The organism is Ignatzschineria rhizosphaerae (assembly GCF_022655595.1).
Taxonomy (GTDB): Bacteria; Pseudomonadota; Gammaproteobacteria; order Cardiobacteriales; family Wohlfahrtiimonadaceae; genus Ignatzschineria; species Ignatzschineria rhizosphaerae.
In genome coordinates this window covers 2,585,001-2,602,500 of record NZ_CP093379.1, presented here as the reverse complement: position 1 = coordinate 2,602,500, position 17,500 = coordinate 2,585,001, and the positions used below count along the sequence as shown (strand labels likewise).

The following is a 17,500-nucleotide window of genomic DNA, read 5'->3' as shown; positions in this document are numbered from 1 at the left end:
TTTGAAAATCGACTTAGAAGATTTAAAAGCTATTAATCAATATTCTTGAAACTCTCTTCGAAGTTTAATGTCCCCACATATTGATTGAGAGCAAAGTGATGCTTAACTCCTGCACGGATTGCTTCTTTAGCAAGAACTACTGATTCACGCTTTGAGTAGCCTTTACAGACGTTCGCCGCAACATGCGCTGCAAATGTGCAACCTAAGCCGTGTGTATGGTGAGTATCTATAAATGCACCTTCCACTAATAATAGCTCTTCACCATCATAATAGAGATCTGCCGATGTCTTTGGTTCCATCACGCTACCCACATTTGTAATCGCCACCGCGCCACAACCTAGCTCCATAATTTTTTGAGCTGCCATGACTGCTTCTTCATAACTGCTGATCTTATCCATACCGGCAAGCTGCGCTGCTTCAAAAAGGTTAGGTGTTGTCACTGTCGCATGTTTGATTAATTGGGTTTTAATCGCTTCAGCATGCTCAGGAAAAAGAGGCTTGTCCCCCTTACAGACCATCACAGGATCAACCACTACAGGCTGTTTACCTTTAAGAACTTCAAGCTTTGCCGCAACATGGGAAATAATTTCCGGTGTTGGTAACATGCCGAGTTTAATAGCATCTACTCCGACACCATCAATTGCTGTACGGATTTGTGAATCAATCGTTGCGATCTCAATTGGGAAAACACCATGACCCCAATTATTGTCTGGATCCATTGTGACAATCACTGTTAAAGCACAAAAACCATAAAGATTATGCTTTGCAAATGTACGTAAATCCGCCTGAATGCCAGCTCCACCACTTGAATCTGATCCTGCTATTGTGAGTATTTTTTTCATGATTGCACCTTTCATTGCAATATTTTATCTTCGATAAAGACGATAAAGTGAGTAATAATTAACTGTTGGAGACTTCTTTGACTATAAATCTCCCGCTAACACAATACAACTCTCTTTCAAAAAATGCCGAGAAAACTTCCAATAAAAAAGCTAAGAATCTCTCCTTAGCTTTTTATCTATGACTGATATATACAATCTATCGTTTTATTTTTTTGGCTCACTCTCTTTACGGATCGCCACAAAATAAGGATTACCTTGTCTATTGATTAAAAGACGTAACACAGGATTCTTTTCTGTTGCTTTTAATGCTTCTTCAAAGGTTTTCATATCCACGATATCTAAGCCATTAATTTGCGTGATGATATCACCTGCAGTTAAACCTGCTTTTTGTGCAATGCCCGCTTCAAGCTTGGTAATCACTACACCTTTAACACGCGCATCTTTTTTGGTCTCTTCAACCGCTACGCCTAAAACATTACTCTCAGCACTTTTGCTCGCTGCCGTTTTACGGCCATCATCATCTAACGCTTCAATCAATACCTTAATCGTTTCACGCTTACCATTACGAAGTACCTCTACTTTCACCTCTTCATTACCCTTCACGCGGCTGACAAGAACCGGCAACTGGCTAGATGAAACTACTTCTTGACCATTAAACGTTAAGATAACATCACCCACTTTAAGATCTGATTTATCCGCAGGGCTCTCTGGCACAATGCTCGCTACTAATGCGCCCATTGGCTTATCAAGATCAAATGTCTCTGCTAAAGTTGCCGTCACTTCTTGAATCTGCACCCCTAACCAACCACGAGAAACTTTTCCATCTTCACGAAGCTGCTCAACAATATGCATGGCTAAATCAATAGGAATTGCAAAGCTCACGCCGGCATAACTACCTGTACTTGTGTAGATTTGCGAGTTAATCCCAATCACTTCTCCCTCTGTATTAAAGAGTGGACCTCCTGAGTTACCAGGATTTACTGCTGCATCCGTTTGAATAAAGGGTGTAAAGTTATCGTTCGGTAAATTACGGCCTAATGAACTAATAATTCCTTGTGTTGCTGTGTAGTCAAGCCCAAAAGGAGAGCCTACCGCCATTACCCATTGCCCAACTTTAAGCTTTGAGACATCGGCAATCTTCACAACTGGCAATTTATCAGCCTCAATTTTTAGCACCGCGACATCTGTTTTTTCATCCATACCAATGAGTTCAGCTTTAAGCTCACGGCGATCAGCAAGGTGAACCGTAATTTTATCAGCATCCCCAATTACATGGGCATTAGTGATCACATAGCCTTTCTTATCAATAATAAATCCAGAACCTGCGCCACGCACAATTCTCTCTTGCTCTTTTTGTTGCGGCCCACCTTCGCCAAAGAAGAAACTAAATGGGTCATTATCTCCAAATGGTGAATTACCGCCAAAAGAAAATCCCTCAAAAGGAGACCAACCGCCTCCTCTTACAATCTCTGTCCCTTCCGTGGTAATACTAACAACGGCAGCCTTATTATCTTCAAAGAGTTTACTCCAATCAGGTAACTGCGCGAATGCTTGTTGAACGACCAGCATACAAACTGCTGTCAAAAATAGTCCAACTTGCGTTAAATAGCGTTTTCCTACTTTCATTATTAACTACTCCTTACATTGATTTAGGAAGTTATGATAAGTATTTAATATAGGGGTTCACGATGCTTTTTCAAGCAAAAACAGCTAATAATATCTTTATCTCTTTGATTATTAAATAAATTCTTCCAGCATCGTATTCACAAAAAGATGTCCCTTTTCTGTGGGGGTAATCCATTCTTGCGAAGGAATCAACAAACCACTATTCTGATTTTTTATCACAAATGGGGCAATTTTCTCAAAAGGCAAAAAGGTTCGCTCTTGCCAATAAGCAGAGGGAACGCCTGATTTTAATCTTAAAGTATTTAAGAAGAATTCAAAAGGAAGGTCCCCCCCTCCTATCTCAGCCATTGTTAAACGCTCTTTAGCACTTTTCTCCACATAAGTACGAGGATGCTTCTCCATCTGTGTGCGTAGAATCGTTTGGTTATTCATCATCGTAATCTTGCCGTGAGCACCAGCGCCAATCCCTACGTAATCTCCAAACTCCCAATAGTTGCGATTATGCTGACTTTCTCGATCCTTTTGTGCAAAGGCCGAAACTTCATAGTGCTGATAGCCATGTTCTGCCAAAATTTGGTGGCTTTGAAGCTGCATCTCTTCAATAGATTCTTCTAACGGTAATTCCGGCTCATAACGATGAAAATAAGTATTGGGCTCGAGCGTTAACTGGTAATGAGAGATATGCTCCGGCTTAAGCGCCAATATCCCTTTAAGATCTGAAAGCGCCCCATCAATAGTCTGAAGTGGCAAACCAAACATCAAGTCACAATTAATATTGGTAAATCCAGCACTACGCGCAATCTCAAAAGCTTTTAAAGCCTCTTCACTAGAATGGATCCGCCCGATTTTTTCAAGTTGTAAGTCATTTAAACTCTGAACACCAATTGAAAGCCTATTAATTCCAATCTCTCTATAGGCTTTAAAATAAGAGCTATCAACCGTGCCAGGGTTTGCTTCCATCGTAATCTCAATATTGGGATTAAAGTTCAAAAGAGTTCGAAGCTGACTAAAGAACTGATCAAGTAATTCTGGTGGCATTAAACTCGGTGTGCCGCCCCCTATAAAGATCGAATGAATTTTCCGCCCCCAAATATAGGGTAAGATTTCAGTGATATCATCAATCAAAGTCTTCATATAAGGTGCATATAGTGCTTCATTGTTCTTATGAGAGTTAAAATCACAATAAGGACATTTTTGAATGCACCAAGGGAAATGGATATAAAGCGATAATGGGATCATAGTAATCTTTGGAAATTCCGATAAATTGGGCGCTCATTATAACAATGATTCACATGAAACATAAGCATGTATCCATAAGCTTTCAGTGCGCCAAAAATACAAAAACAGCGAATGATCGCCGTTTTCTTAAAATATTTTATAGCCGATTCGGCTTGAGAAACGCAGTTTTATAGTAAAATCGGTTTAAGAAAAACGAGCCTTAAACAGCTAGCACGGGGTTTTAGAAAGAATACGAAGCATTCCCCAGCTCTGCATAAATCTATAAAAGCACGTATTAAACCACGCTTGCAAGATGCCGGATAGAACATATTTCTTATTGTTAATGGCCGATGTGCCAGCAATTTGCTTCAGGGACTTTTAAGCCATCTTGACTATATCCCCCCTATTGCAAAAGACATGCTGTTAAATGGGCTGTTCCCTTTAATCCTGGCTTTTGCTCAGAACATTTCGCCATTACCTCACTACAACGAGTCCTAAAAACACATCCTGATGGCGGATGAATTGGTGAGGGCAGATCTCCTTCTAATAGATCTAAAGTTTTATGCTTCTCAATATCTGGATCAGGCACCGGCACTGCTTGCATTAATGCTTTCGTATAAGGATGTTTTGTCTCTTGATAAACAGCCGTTTTATCGCCAAGTTCGACCACATTACCCAGATACATCACCATCACACGATCAGAGATATGTTTTACTACCGCTAAATCATGGGCAATAAAGATTAACGATAATCCCATCTCTTTTTGTAGACTCTTTAAGAGATTAATCACTTGCGCTTGAATCGATACGTCTAACGCAGAAACAGGTTCATCACAAATAATGACTTTTGGCTCCAAAATAAGCGCACGCGCAATACCAATACGCTGACATTGCCCACCGGAGAACTCATGAGGATAACGGTTAATCACATTGGGAAGTAAGCCAACCTTCTCCATCATCAGCTCAACTTTCTCTTTAACTTCTACTTTGGAAAGCTTTGGGTAATGCGCTTTTAAAGGCTCTGCAATAATATCGCCAATGGTCATTCGAGGATTAAGCGATGCTAAAGGATCTTGGAAGATCATCTGAATATCTTTACGGATCTCCTTCATCTCTTTTTTACTCGCTGAAGTCATATCTTGCCCAAGCCACGTAATGGCTCCTTCAGTCACCGGCGCTAAACCAATAATGGCTCTTGCTAGCGTCGATTTACCACATCCTGATTCTCCCACAACGCCAAGCGTCTCTCCTTCATAAAGCTGAAGGCTAACCCCATCTACGGCTTTAAGGTTATGTGGCTTATCCCAAAAAAACTGTCCCTTTTCACGCACAGGGAAATAAACTTTGAGATTTTCGACCTCTAAAATTGCTTTTCGATTCATCAGACTCATGCCATCATCTCCTTTGCATCTCTAAAACAAGCACGCAAACGCTCATTGCCAAAAGGCTCTAATCTCGGCGCTTCAGTACATTGATTTTCACGATATTCACAACGAGGGCTAAATGGACAACCTTGGGGTAAATGAAGAAGATTCGGAGGATTCCCAGGAATTGTATGAAGCATCTCAGCATCATGCTCTAATGTGGGAATCGCTTCTAATAAGCCTAATGTGTAAGGATGACTTGGCTGATGAAAAATATCTTTAACGCTACCATACTCCATCGTTCGACCGGCATACATCACCAAAACTTTATCGCAAATGCCGGCAACCACACCAAGATCATGGGTAATCATAATAATAGTGGTATCAAATTCTGCTTTCAGCTCATTAAGAAGTGCCATAATTTGCGCTTGAACCGTCACATCAAGCGCTGTAGTTGGTTCATCTGCAATTAATAATTTAGGCCGGCAAAGAAGCGCAATCGCAATCATCACTCGCTGACGCATTCCCCCTGAAAACTCATGAGGGTACATCTTCATTCTTTTGCGTGCTTCCGGCATTTTAACAGCATCAAGCATCTTCACCGATTCTTCAAAAGCTTCTCGCTTCCCTAATCCTTTATGCAGCATTAATACTTCCATTAGCTGCGCGCCCACCGTCATATAGGGATTTAAAGAGGTCATTGGATCTTGAAAGATCATCGCAATCTCTTCAGCACGTAGTCGATTAAGCGCTTTCTCTTTAAGGTTAAGAATCTCTTGTCCTTCAAATGTTGCAGAACCTGAAACTCGTCCATTTCTAGCCAATAATCCCATTAATGCAAATGCTGTTTGAGACTTACCAGAGCCAGATTCCCCAACAATTCCTAATGTTTCCCCTTTATTGAGGGAAAAATTCAATTCATTAACTGCGGTCACATCGCCATCTGGGGTATTGAAAATAACACTTAAACTTTTAACATCTAATAATAAATTACTCATAATGCCTCCTCCTATCGATCTTTAGGATCGAGCGCATCACGAAGCCCATCCCCAATAAAGTTAAAGCAAAAGAGCGTCACTATTAGAAATAGTGCCGGAAAGATCAGTAACCATGGTGCTACTTCCATCGATTGTGCTCCATCTGCTAACAGCGACCCCCAACTACTCATAGGTTCTTGCACTCCTAACCCTAAGAAACTTAAGAATGATTCAAATAAAATCATACTGGGCACTAAAAGCGATGCATATACCACGACAACCCCTAAAACATTAGGCACAACATGCCTAAAGATAATCGATGGCGTTGAAACGCCTGCAACTTTCGCCGCTTCAATAAACTCACGATTTTTAAGGCTCAACGTTTGTCCGCGAACAATCCTTGCCATATCCAGCCAAGAGACCATACCGATCGCAAGGAAGATTAAAAAGAGGTTTTGCCCAAAAAATGTCACGAGTAAAATGACAAAGAACATAAATGGGAATGAATTTAAGATCTCTAAAATGCGCATCATGAGAGAATCGAGCTTCCCACCAACATAGCCTGAAAGCGAACCATAAAAGGTTCCCATTAAAACAGCTACTAGAGCTGCCGAAATTCCTACTAAAAGTGAGATCCTTCCTCCCACAGCTATTCGCACAAAAATATCTCGTCCGTTAGAATCGGTACCAAGATAGTGCCCTGACTCAAAATCTGGGGGATTCGACATCATGCCCCAGTCCGTATGATCATAAGAATACTCTGAGATAAAAGGCGCAAAAATCACAAATAAAGCCACGCAGCCTAATACTAATAGACTTGTCATAGCCGCTTTATTGCTCATAAACCGGCGACGGGCATCCTGCCATAAGCTTCTCCCCGTCACATTTAAATTTTCTGAAAAATTCTCCACAGCCTTAGACTGTGCTTTTGAAACAACTTTCATCACAGCCTCCTAATAACGAATTTTTGGGTCAATCACGGCATAGAGTATATCCACGATCATATTAAAGAGAATCGTTAAACTTCCTACCAAAATAGTGACACTTAACACCGTTGAATAATCTCGATTTAGTGCGCCATCTACAAAGAGCGTGCCAACCCCTGGCAAGCCAAAGATTGATTCAATCACCAAGGATCCTGTAATAATCCCCACAAATGCCGGGCCTAAATAAGAGAGCACTGGCAAAAATGCCGGGCGAAGCGCATGTTTAATCACAATACGATGAAGGGGTAACCCCTTAGCTCTCGCGGTGCGAATAAAATTAGAATTTAATACCTCAATCATTGAACTTCGCATAATTCTGGCAATACTTGCGATATAAGCAAGGGAAAGGGCAATCATGGGAAGTAGCATATATTGCCATTTACCGCCGTACCAACCACCAGCAGGAAGCCATTGTAAGGTAATTGCAAAAATTAAAATTAATAGTGGTGCAACCACAAAGCTTGGAATCACAACACCTGTCATCGCAAAACTCATCACAAGATAATCCCAAAAGCTATTTTGCTTTAAGGCCGCAATTACGCCGGCAATCGTTCCTAAAGTCATCGCCAGCACAAAAGCAGCTAACCCTAGTTTTGCAGATGTCGGAAAGTGTGTTGCCACTAACTCGTTAACCGTATAGTCGCGATAACGAAATGAAGGACCTAAATCTCCTCGAAGAAGTTGCTTTAGATAATCAAAATATTGCTCATAAAGTGGCGCATTTAAATTATATTTAGCCTCAATATTTGCTAGAACCTCTGGGGGTAACATTCTATCGCCGGTAAACGGGCTTCCTGGCGCTAATCGCATCATAAAAAAGGAGATGGTTATCAACACCAATAGGGTTGGAATCGCCTCCAAAACGCGACGCAAAATGAATCGTATCATGCTCTATCCTTTGAAAAGCTACTTTGTAAATAGCGTATTATTATTTTTAGAAGATCACTTGAGTGTATCAGCCGATCTTCCTAGGGACAATGTCAGCCCCCTTATAATTAGATATAGGACATAATATTTTAAAATACAATCTTTATCAGTCGCACAAAAAAACCTATTACTTTAAAGGTAATAGGTTTTTCCAATTTTTAATCCCCAAATAGCTAAACTTCTTGATGGAAATGATTGCTCTCAATCCACTCTTTTCGCTCCTGACGCTGATTACGTGCAAGGAGCTTATCAAAGACTTCTATTGGATTTGTAGTATCCTCTAAAGCCTCTGAATCTATGACAAAATCGAGCATTGTCTCTGTTTCTGTCACTTGTTTTTCTTCCACATTAGGCGCCACTAATTGCACTAATCGGCGAGTATCCACGCTCATTGTTGTTTCACGAAGCTGAATCGGGTTCATCTCCCCCAATCCTTTAAAGCGAGTGACTGATTTTTGTCCACGACTATTTTCATGTTTTTTCAAAATCGCATCTTTTTCAGCTTCATCCAGCGCATAAAAAACTTCTTTACCCACGTCAATACGATAAAGTGGCGGCAATGCGACAAACACATGTCCTGCTTCCACTAATTTTGGAAAATGCTTTAAGAATAATGCGCAGATAAGCGTTGCAATATGTAACCCATCAGAGTCAGCGTCAGCTAAGATACAGATCTTGCCATAGCGAAGCTCATCCAATTTTTCATCATTAGGATCAACCCCTATTGCAACAGAAATATCGTGAATCTCACTTGATGCTAAAATCTCACTCGTTGGCACTTCCCATGTATTTAAAATTTTCCCACGAAGCGCCATAACAGCCTGCGTATCACGATCACGAGCCTGCTTTGCCGATCCCCCAGCTGAATCCCCTTCCACTAAGAAAAGCTCTGTTTCATTGACATCTGTACTCACGCAATCTGCGAGCTTCCCTGGAAGTTTTGGCCCTTGAGATACACGCTTACGAACAACCGCTTTAGAACTTTTAAGCCTCGCCTGCGCTGTTGAAATCACTAATTCTGCAATCGCTTCTGCTTCTTCTACATGCTTGTTAAGCCAAAGGATAAAGAAATCTTTCACAGCGCCATTAATAAAACTTGCGATACTTCTAGAGCTTAAACGCTCTTTCGTCTGCCCTGAGAACTGTGGCTCTTGCATTTTTACAGAGAGAAGAAAGTTAAGATGTGAAAATGTATCTTCCGGCGTAATTCGCACGCCTCTAGGCAAGAGGCTTCGTTGCTCACAAAAATCACGAAGTGCTTCTGTAAGTCCTGACTTTAAGCCATTAACATGCGTTCCACCCAACATGGTCGGAATCAAGTTCACATAGCTTTCTGTCATAATAGGCGCGCCAACTTCACTCCAAGCAAGCCCCCAAATAACTTCTTCGCCATCGCCTTTAAACTCCCCAAAAATAATCTCTTTAGGCAGATAATCAATCTCATTTAACGCATCGTAAAGATACTCTTCAATACCAGACTCATAGCGCCAAACCGTAACGGCTTCCTCTTCTTTGGCATTCTCATCAATCAGCGTAATCTTTAATCCTGCACAAAGAATCGCTTTCGCCTTTAAAAGATCACATAATGATTTCTTCGCAATTTTAGGGGTATCAAAATACTTTTCATCTGGTAAAAAGCGAATCTCTGTTCCGGTATTACGCTGGCCTACTTGCCCAATGACTTCAAGTTCTGAGGCTTTATAACCATCTTTAAAGGTAATGCGATGCACAGCACCATCACGATTGACAGTTACTTCTAACTCTTTTGAGAGCGCATTCACAACGGAAACTCCAACCCCATGAAGACCACCTGAGTATTGATAGTTATCGCTATTAAATTTCCCGCCCGCATGAAGCGTTGCTAAAATCAGCTCCACACCACTCACGCCATGCTCTGGGTGAATATCTATCGGCATTCCGCGGCCATTATCTTTAACGCCAAGAAAGCCATCTTTATAGAGTGTCACTATTACTTCTGTTGCATGCCCTGCAAGCGCCTCATCTACCGAGTTATCAATGACTTCTTGCAAAATATGATTAGGGCGGCTCGTATCGGTATACATTCCTGGGCGTTTACGCACAGGATCAAGTCCTGAAAGGACTTCTATCGAACTCGATGTATAGTGATTTTGACTCATGATTTATTCACTCTTTTACTAAAATTGAAGTATTTGGGGCAGATAGTCACTAATTAATAACTATAGTGCATCATCTTCTGCACGATCATAACAGAGATTATAAAGATCAATGACTAATGAACGCATCGTTTCTGCCAAAAGATAAGCATTCGATTGCGCCACCGCATTTTGATCTTCACTTAACTCTAATTTTTCTTGAAATTGATCTAAATAACGTACACGTTTTAAAATAAAATTATCCCCAAGTGAAAATGTCACAATATCTTCATAAGAGAGCCCAAGCTTCGTCACGCTCCAACCTTCTGAAATATTGAGCTCTATCTCTTTTGAATCAAGGGGAATCCCTCGATAGCGTGCAACACCGCCTTCATCTTTTGAGAGCTCTTTCATCTCTACTTCATCAAGAAATCCAAATTTTTCTGATGGTAAACCACTTCTCACCCAATCCGTCATTAAAAGAGGGATTTCCACTTGCGGCGCATATCCTACAACAGGAAGTGCCCCCAAACTCTTACGTAGTACAGCCGTTACAAGTGACGCTTTCTTCTCACTTGTTGCATCAACGACTAACCAGTTTTTCTCTTTATCAATATAAGCCATCATTGAGCTCTGCTCAGGATAGACCTTTGAGATAAACTCATTTGTCAAAATCTCTTCAAGCTCTTTATAGCGAGCGCGATTAAGAATATCGATATCATGTTCACGCGCTCTTTTTTCAACAGCTGTTTGAATGGCGCGGCGAGGAAGCTTTTTAATCTCCATCCCTAGACGAATAAAATAAGCATTATTCATCTCTTCCACCAAATTTTCGCCTTGAGAGAATGCCGGTAACCAGCCATAAGTCTCAAGCTCGTCTTGCCCGCAATCTCGAAGAGGATATTGTGATAACATTTCTGCTAATTCGTGAGCATCAAACTCAATTGGCTCATCAAATTTATAGATCAATATATTCTTAAATGGTCTCATATACGCTGAGAACTCCTTAAAATCAGAAAAAGGGGATTAATCCCCTTCTTTTATAACATTTATCGTCCTATTAGATCGGCAATTTTCCATCTAAAAAACACTCATAAAACTGGTGAATATCTTCTTCATAACCGAGATTTATGATACCTGTATTTATGGAAGATTATCGAATAATCCTAATAGTATAACATTATGCGTCTTTACGAACTAAAAGTGCCATTGATTCAACATGCGCCGTATGTGGGAACATATCCATCACACCCGCTGAGATCAATTCATAAGGATACTCTTTCGTTAAAACCGCTAAATCCCTTGCTAATGTTGCCGGATGACATGATACATAGAGAATCTTCTTAGGTGCTAAAGCCCCTAAATATGGCATCATCTCAATAGCTCCCGATCTTGGGGGATCAATTAAAATTGCATCATATTTTTGATTCATCCATGGCGCATCTTTTTGATCTTGCGTTAAATCCGCGCAGTGAAATTCAACATTTTTAATATTATTAAATTCAGCATTGCGTCCTGCCCAATCCGTTAAACTTTTATCCCCCTCGACGCCAATCACACTACCTGCTTTAGTTGCAAGTGCTAAGGTAAAGTTACCAAGACCACAAAAAAGATCGAGAACTTTCTCATCACCTTGAAGATCTAAAAGATCGAGCGCTTGCTTCACCATCTTATTATTCATCGCAGGATTGACCTGCGTGAAATGGTAAGGCTTAAAGTAGAGCGTTAATTGATCTAACAAACCATAGTGTAATGCTTGATCAGATGCGCCGCGCTCAGATAATGCGGTTGTTGTCGATTCATTACCTGGCTGTAAATAAACGATTAAATCATGTTCTATTTCAAAGGCTTTTAAAATTTCTAAATCTTCTGCTGTGGGTTCCTCTAATACACGAAAACTCAATGCATGAGAGTTATCCCCTACCGCCACTTCGATCTGTGGGAGTTTTGAAGCAATCGATAGCTTTCCAATCATTTCAGAAAGAGGGTCAATCAAAGAATCGATCTTCTCTTCTAAAATCGGGCAACGATGCATATCGACAATATAAGGCGTTAAACGCTCTCTAAAGCCAACAAGTACTCGCTCTTTTGCAGGTACATGCTTCACTCCTAAACGTGCTTTAAAGCGATAGTGTTGCGATTCTCCACGAAGATTTGGCAGATGCTCATACTCTGTTAAACCTGCTTGGCGTGCGAGGTTTGTTTTAAGTTGTTCTGACTTAAAATCAATCTGACGATCTGCATCTAAATGCTGTAAACGGCATCCACCGCATGTGCCATATACATCACAAAATGGTTCAACACGATCAGGTGAGGCAACTAAAACCTCTGTTGCTTGTGCTTCATCATACTCTTTTTTAACCTTTGTATAATTTGCCACAACTTCTTCATTAGGAAGCGCACCATCTACAAAAATTACTTTCTCATCAACCTTCGCAACGCCGCGACCATCATGCGCTAAATCACGAATCATTACTGTAATAGGTTCAGAAGGAACACGATTACGTCTTCCTCTACCTCGTCTAGGTCCTCTGCTCACAACTACCTCATTTATACTATTTTTTTTGCAATATAGAAGTTTATCACATCCCCTTAGAAACAAGAAAAGTCCAAAGGCTTCTTTCACCAAAAAGGCTATTTATTACGGCTTTTAAACATAAACCTTTACAATATTCTTTTTTCATCAAGAGATTACGTTAAAATAGAAAGGGACTATTTTACTTTTTCCTATTTAAAAGAGATTGACTATGACAGCTTCCTCAACAGATACCCTCTTTTTTCCCTGTACTAGTTGCGGTGCTTGTTGTAAATATCTGCATCTAGCAGAAGAGCTACAAGAGTTTGATCGGGGAGATGGTATTTGCATCCATCTAGATGAAACAACAAATCGCTGCGGAATTTACGAAACTCGCCCCGATATCTGTAATATCCAAACTCAATATCATCTTCATTATCAAGAAACCCCTTGGGAAGATTTTGTAGTAGAAAATCTACAAATTTGTGAAGCCTTACAGCTTGATCAACAAGCCAAAGCAAGATTTGCCGAAAGCAATGCCAAAATTGAAAAACAGACCAATAAGAAAGATTAATATTTAAATCTTCCTCCTCACATAAAGAGCGATGCTTAACCATCAATACCATCGGGTTTACTTAAAGGAATACTTTCCACTTTTGAAAAGTATCATTCATGAAAGGTGCTAGCCGAAATGAGTTCCGCCATTTTCACAGTAAATTCTCCTGTCAGCCCACTCAAGCTATCTCACTAATGATCTCTTTTTAATCTAGTGAAATAAAAATCCCTAATAGAAAATTCTATTAGGGATAATATGATCTCATTATGTTACTTAATACTAAGATTTTACCGTCTGTAAAGCTTCAATTCTCTTTTCTAAAGGAGGATGCGTACTAAATAAATGTCCAAATTTACCGCTAATCCCAAATGCCGCAAACTCACCTTCTAAATCCGCAGCTTCAGGCCCACGCTTAAGTGCTTCAAGCGCAGCTGCCATCTGAGCACTAGACGTTAAACGAGCACCACCTTCATCCGCACGATATTCACGATAACGGCTAAATGCTGATGTGATCAAGCTTGCCAAAATTCCAAATAAAATCTGTAATACAAAGGTTGTCGCAAAATAAACTAATCCGGCAACTTCTGACCTTACTTGTGAAGCAATAACTCTTGCTAATACGCGTGCAAAGAACATCACAAAGGCGTTAATAACCCCTTGTAAAAGCATCATCGTTACCATATCGCCATTTGCAACGTGCGCCATTTCATGACCAATAACAGCTTCTAACTCATCTTTATTCATAGAGTTAATAAGCCCTGTATTAATCGCTACTAAAGAGGAGTTTTTAGTGGCGCCTGTTGCAAAAGCATTTGGGCTTGGATCTTCAAAAATACCAATTTCTGGTGTTTTAATCCCTAAAGTTTCAGCTTGGCGAGTCACAACTCCGACATACCACGTTTCAAACTCATTTTGTGGTTCTTCAATAATATAAACACCCATGGATCGCTTTGCAGCCCATTTAGAGATCAATAAAGAAAATATTGAACCTCCCATTCCCCATACTAAACAGAAAATAAATAAACCTGCATAAGTAGAGGTTCCACCAGCCGGAACAATTCCAAGAGCTTGCAGAATACCCATAATAATTGTAACGACAGCGATCACCGCAATATTCGTTAATGTAAAAAATGCAAAGCGCTTTAACATTTATATAATCCTAAAAATACATTAATAAAATAAAGGCTGATTCTAACATACATAATTTATTTTATAAATCATCATCTTGAAAAGTAAAACAATCATTAATGAGCCAGCTCAATTTAAAAGAACTTTCTCATAATCATCTAATGAATTATAAGGTGTTAAAGAACGATTAGTATATAACCAATAAAATAAATCAAATACCGTGCTCATTAAGGAAGCACCCTCACAACTAATATTTTTCAATATAAAATAATATCGCCGAAGTTAATATCTCGTACCTTTCTGATCTGTATGCCGGCAAGTTAATCAGCATCTGTTTCTATTCTTTGTTCTAAATTATCTTAAGAAAGAAATGCTTCTTCTAAACTAAATAACTACTGCTTATTAAATTTTTATAGTCCCATTTAGCTTTTCTTCTAAGGAAGAGATTCTTCAATGCATAAAATTATTGCTCGTTAAGCATCACTATCATTGTTTTATCTTTAAAAAACTCTATTCTTCTAGTTGCCGTGGTTCAGCTGTAAAAGAAGTTTGTACGTTACACCGGCAACTTTATAGACTTTCTAACTCCGCATCTCTTCTGATTTAATAAATCGTTCTTATTAAAGTTCAACCATCGCCGGAGTCAATATCCCGTCTCTTTCTGATCTGCATGCCTGCAGATTATCAACTCCTCTTTCTTCTCATTTTTTCTAAATCACTCTAAGTAAGAACAGGTTCATCTCAGTACCAAAATAATTACTTATTAAGAGTATCCTTAGCTTTGTTTAATATCTAAAAAACTAAGGTTCCCCAAGTTGCCGTGGCTCAGCCTTAAGAGAAGTTCAAGCATTACATCGGCAACTGCAAGATCTCTCTAACTTCACAGCGCTTTCGCAGGAGATTAATGGTACTTATTAAGGCTCAGCCATCGCCAGAGTCAATATCTCGTCTCTTTCTGATCTACATGCCGGCAGGAGAAGCATCTTCCATGTCTTAGGGGTAAAGAACCTTCTCCTCTTCACCCTCACTTTTCTAGCTTCCACGTCTCTTTTACTTTTCTTTGGGCAAAAGAAAAACCTCTAGCTCGTCTGAACTAGAGGTTTCCTATATTAAGCCCTGGGGGTGACCTACTCTCACATGGGATCTCCCACACTACCATCGGCGCTACTACGTTTCACTTCTGAGTTCGGGATGGGATCAGGTGGTACCATAGTGCTATTCTCCCCAGGAAAACTGGTTCGCGCTTGAAGTCTTTTTTATTGTGACTCCACTCACTGAATAAATTTGATTAGTTGGTATTGTAACAGCAAACTTTCGTTTTATTTAAGCTTTATTGTATTCATTTTGAACTTTAGTGAAACAGTCTTTTATCATGTTTCGTATCAAAATTGTCTAAGACCTATTATATGGTCAAGCCTCACGGTCAATTAGTATTGGTAAGCTCAATGCATTACTGCACTTACACACCCAACCTATCAACGTCGTAGTCTTCGACGGACCTTTAGAGGGGTTAAACCCCTAGGGAAATCTAATCTTGAGGAAGGCTTCCCGCTTAGATGCTTTCAGCGGTTATCCCGTCCATATGTAGCTACTGGGCAATGCCATTGGTATGACAACCCAAACACCAGAGATATGTCCACTTCGGTCCTCTCGTACTAGAAGCAGCTCCTCTCAAATTTCCAACGCCCACGGCAGATAGGGACCGAACTGTCTCACGACGTTCTGAACCCAACTCGCGTACCACTTTAAATGGCGAACAGCCATACCCTTGGGACCGACTACAGCCCCAGGATGTGATGAGTCGACATCGAGGTGCCAAACTCCGCCGTCGATATGAACTCTTGGGCGGAATCAGCCTGTTATCCCCGGAGTACCTTTTATCCGTTGAGCGATGGCCTTTCCATACAGAACCACCGGATCACTAAAACCTACTTTCGTACCTGCTCGACGTGTCTGTCTCGCAGTCAAGCACCCTTTTGCTTTTGCACTCAATAGCCCGATTTCCGACCGGGCTGAGGGTACCTTCGTACTCCTCCGTTACTCTTTCGGAGGAGACCGCCCCAGTCAAACTACCTACCATACAATGTCCTTAACCCGGATAACGGGTCTAAGTTAGAATTCCAAAACTTTCAGGGTGGTATTTCAAGGATGGCTCCACTAAAACTAGCGTCTTAGCTTCAAAGCCTCCCACCTATCCTGCACAAAAAGATTCAAAATCCACTGTAAAGCTATAGTAAAGGTTCACGGGGTCTTTCCGTCTTGCCGCGGGTACACCGCATCTTCACGGCGATTTCAATTTCACTGAGTCTCGGGTGGAGACAGCCTGGCCGTCATTGCGCCATTCGTGCAGGTCGGAACTTACCCGACAAGGAATTTCGCTACCTTAGGACCGTTATAGTTACGGCCGCCGTTTACTGGGGCTTCGATCAAGAGCTTCGCTTACGCTAACCCCATCAATTAACCTTCCAGCACCGGGCAGGCGTCAGACCCTATACGTCCACTTTCGTGTTTGCAGAGTCCTGTGTTTTTGATAAACAGTTGCAGCCAGCTTTTCACTGCGACCTTCCTTAGCTTACCGCGTAAAGCGTTCACCATGGAAGGTGTACCTTCTCCCGAAGTTACGGTACGATTTTGCCGAGTTCCTTCACCCGAGTTCTCTCAAGCGCCTTAGAATTCTCATCCCAACCACCAGTGTCGGTTTGGGGTACGGTTCTCATATCACTATAGCTTAGAAGCTTTTCTTGGAAGCATAGCATCAACCACTCCGGAGGTCGTAACCTCCTCGCATTCACATCTCAGCATTAAGATCCCGGATTTGCCTAAGATCTCTGCCTACCTGCTTACACTGGTATACCAATAACCAGCTGGTCTAGCTTTCTCCGTCCCTCCATCGCATGATACGAGAGTTCAGGAATATTAACCTGATTCCCATCGACTACGCATCTCTGCCTCGTCTTAGGGGCCGACTCACCCTGCTCCGATTAACGTTGAACAGGAAACCTTGGTCTTTCGGCGTGCGTGTCTTTCACACGCATTAACGTTACTTATGTCAGCATTCGCACTTCTGATACCTCCAGCAGCTCTTACGAGTCCACCTTCACAGGCTTACAGAACGCTCCCCTACCACATATATTTTAAAATATACATCCGCAGCTTCGGTATATCGCTTTAGCCCCGCTAAATCTTCCGCGCAGGCCGACTCGACTAGTGAGCTATTACGCTTTCTTTAAATGATGGCTGCTTCTAAG

General features: G+C 40.9%; 12 protein-coding genes and 2 rRNA genes (1 of these 14 running past the window's edge). 1 reads left to right on the top strand and 13 read right to left on the bottom strand.

The annotated features are described in order from the left end of the window. Positions 1–32 precede the first annotated feature (32 nt). The 10 genes from thiD to rlmD all read right to left on the bottom strand — a co-directional run bounded on the left by thiD (position 33) and on the right by rlmD (position 12,592). Positions 33–842 (bottom strand): bifunctional hydroxymethylpyrimidine kinase/phosphomethylpyrimidine kinase, encoded by an 810-nt coding sequence (thiD, locus tag MMG00_RS11735; RefSeq protein ID WP_242148545.1) that lies wholly within the window; start codon positions 840–842, stop codon positions 33–35. 204 nt (positions 843–1,046) lie between these two features. Beyond that, positions 1,047–2,468, bottom strand: coding sequence for a Do family serine endopeptidase (locus MMG00_RS11730; protein ID WP_242148543.1), 1,422 nt, complete (start codon positions 2,466–2,468; stop codon positions 1,047–1,049). Positions 2,469–2,579: 111 nt separating this feature from the next. Continuing rightward, positions 2,580–3,707, bottom strand: coding sequence for a radical SAM family heme chaperone HemW (hemW, locus tag MMG00_RS11725; RefSeq protein ID WP_242148541.1), 1,128 nt, complete (start codon positions 3,705–3,707; stop codon positions 2,580–2,582). Positions 3,708–4,089: 382 nt separating this feature from the next. Continuing rightward, positions 4,090–5,076, bottom strand: a complete 987-nt coding sequence (gene oppF / locus MMG00_RS11720) for a murein tripeptide/oligopeptide ABC transporter ATP binding protein OppF (RefSeq protein WP_242148539.1) — start codon at positions 5,074–5,076, stop codon at positions 4,090–4,092. Continuing rightward, a complete protein-coding gene (gene oppD / locus MMG00_RS11715) occupies positions 5,073–6,047 on the bottom strand; it encodes an oligopeptide ABC transporter ATP-binding protein OppD (protein WP_242148537.1) in 975 nt (324 codons plus the stop codon). Before oppD ends, oppF begins: the two co-directional genes overlap by 4 nt. A gap of 11 nt (positions 6,048–6,058) precedes the next feature. Further along, entirely contained in the window at positions 6,059–6,970 is a 912-nt protein-coding gene (oppC, locus tag MMG00_RS11710) for an oligopeptide ABC transporter permease OppC (protein ID WP_242148534.1), read from the bottom strand. Between the two features lie 9 nt (positions 6,971–6,979). Further along, positions 6,980–7,900, bottom strand: a complete 921-nt coding sequence (gene oppB, locus MMG00_RS11705) for an oligopeptide ABC transporter permease OppB (RefSeq protein WP_242148532.1) — start codon at positions 7,898–7,900, stop codon at positions 6,980–6,982. 212 nt (positions 7,901–8,112) lie between these two features. Beyond that, positions 8,113–10,077, bottom strand: coding sequence for a DNA topoisomerase IV subunit B (gene parE, locus MMG00_RS11700; protein WP_242148530.1), 1,965 nt, complete (start codon positions 10,075–10,077; stop codon positions 8,113–8,115). Between the two features lie 60 nt (positions 10,078–10,137). Continuing rightward, positions 10,138–11,043: a recombination-associated protein RdgC gene (gene rdgC, locus MMG00_RS11695; protein WP_242148528.1), complete on the bottom strand. Its 906-nt coding sequence runs from the start codon at positions 11,041–11,043 to the stop codon at positions 10,138–10,140. A gap of 190 nt (positions 11,044–11,233) precedes the next feature. Continuing rightward, positions 11,234–12,592, bottom strand: a complete 1,359-nt coding sequence (gene rlmD / locus MMG00_RS11690; protein ID WP_242148526.1) for a 23S rRNA (uracil(1939)-C(5))-methyltransferase RlmD — start codon at positions 12,590–12,592, stop codon at positions 11,234–11,236. Between the two features lie 208 nt (positions 12,593–12,800). Between rlmD and MMG00_RS11685 the strand changes: the two genes are divergently transcribed. Next, the gene (locus MMG00_RS11685; RefSeq protein WP_242148524.1) at positions 12,801–13,142 is read left to right on the top strand and encodes a YkgJ family cysteine cluster protein; all 342 of its coding nucleotides are present in this window, start codon (positions 12,801–12,803) and stop codon (positions 13,140–13,142) included. 261 nt (positions 13,143–13,403) lie between these two features. On the opposite strand, the gene htpX is transcribed toward MMG00_RS11685, so the two are convergent. From htpX to MMG00_RS11670, 3 genes are all read right to left on the bottom strand, one after another. Continuing rightward, the gene (gene htpX / locus MMG00_RS11680; protein ID WP_242148522.1) at positions 13,404–14,273 is read right to left on the bottom strand and encodes a protease HtpX; all 870 of its coding nucleotides are present in this window, start codon (positions 14,271–14,273) and stop codon (positions 13,404–13,406) included. A 1,093-nt stretch (positions 14,274–15,366) separates the two neighbouring features. Beyond that, positions 15,367–15,481: ribosomal RNA gene (gene rrf / locus MMG00_RS11675) — 5S ribosomal RNA — on the bottom strand. A gap of 177 nt (positions 15,482–15,658) precedes the next feature. Then, positions 15,659–17,500, bottom strand: a 23S ribosomal RNA gene (locus MMG00_RS11670) (it continues 1,069 nt past the right edge of the window).

Coding starts and splice junctions, on each gene's coding strand:
- oppB (WP_242148532.1), bottom strand. CDS start 7,900: ATGATACGATTCATTTTGCGTCGCGTTTTGGAGGCGATTCCAACCCTA.
- MMG00_RS11730 (WP_242148543.1), bottom strand. CDS start 2,468: ATGAAAGTAGGAAAACGCTATTTAACGCAAGTTGGACTATTTTTGACA.
- htpX (WP_242148522.1), bottom strand. CDS start 14,273: ATGTTAAAGCGCTTTGCATTTTTTACATTAACGAATATTGCGGTGATC.
- rdgC (WP_242148528.1), bottom strand. CDS start 11,043: ATGAGACCATTTAAGAATATATTGATCTATAAATTTGATGAGCCAATT.
- oppC (WP_242148534.1), bottom strand. CDS start 6,970: ATGAAAGTTGTTTCAAAAGCACAGTCTAAGGCTGTGGAGAATTTTTCA.
- oppD (WP_242148537.1), bottom strand. CDS start 6,047: ATGAGTAATTTATTATTAGATGTTAAAAGTTTAAGTGTTATTTTCAAT.
- MMG00_RS11685 (WP_242148524.1), top strand. CDS start 12,801: ATGACAGCTTCCTCAACAGATACCCTCTTTTTTCCCTGTACTAGTTGC.
- hemW (WP_242148541.1), bottom strand. CDS start 3,707: ATGATCCCATTATCGCTTTATATCCATTTCCCTTGGTGCATTCAAAAA.
- parE (WP_242148530.1), bottom strand. CDS start 10,077: ATGAGTCAAAATCACTATACATCGAGTTCGATAGAAGTCCTTTCAGGA.
- oppF (WP_242148539.1), bottom strand. CDS start 5,076: ATGAGTCTGATGAATCGAAAAGCAATTTTAGAGGTCGAAAATCTCAAA.
- thiD (WP_242148545.1), bottom strand. CDS start 842: ATGAAAAAAATACTCACAATAGCAGGATCAGATTCAAGTGGTGGAGCT.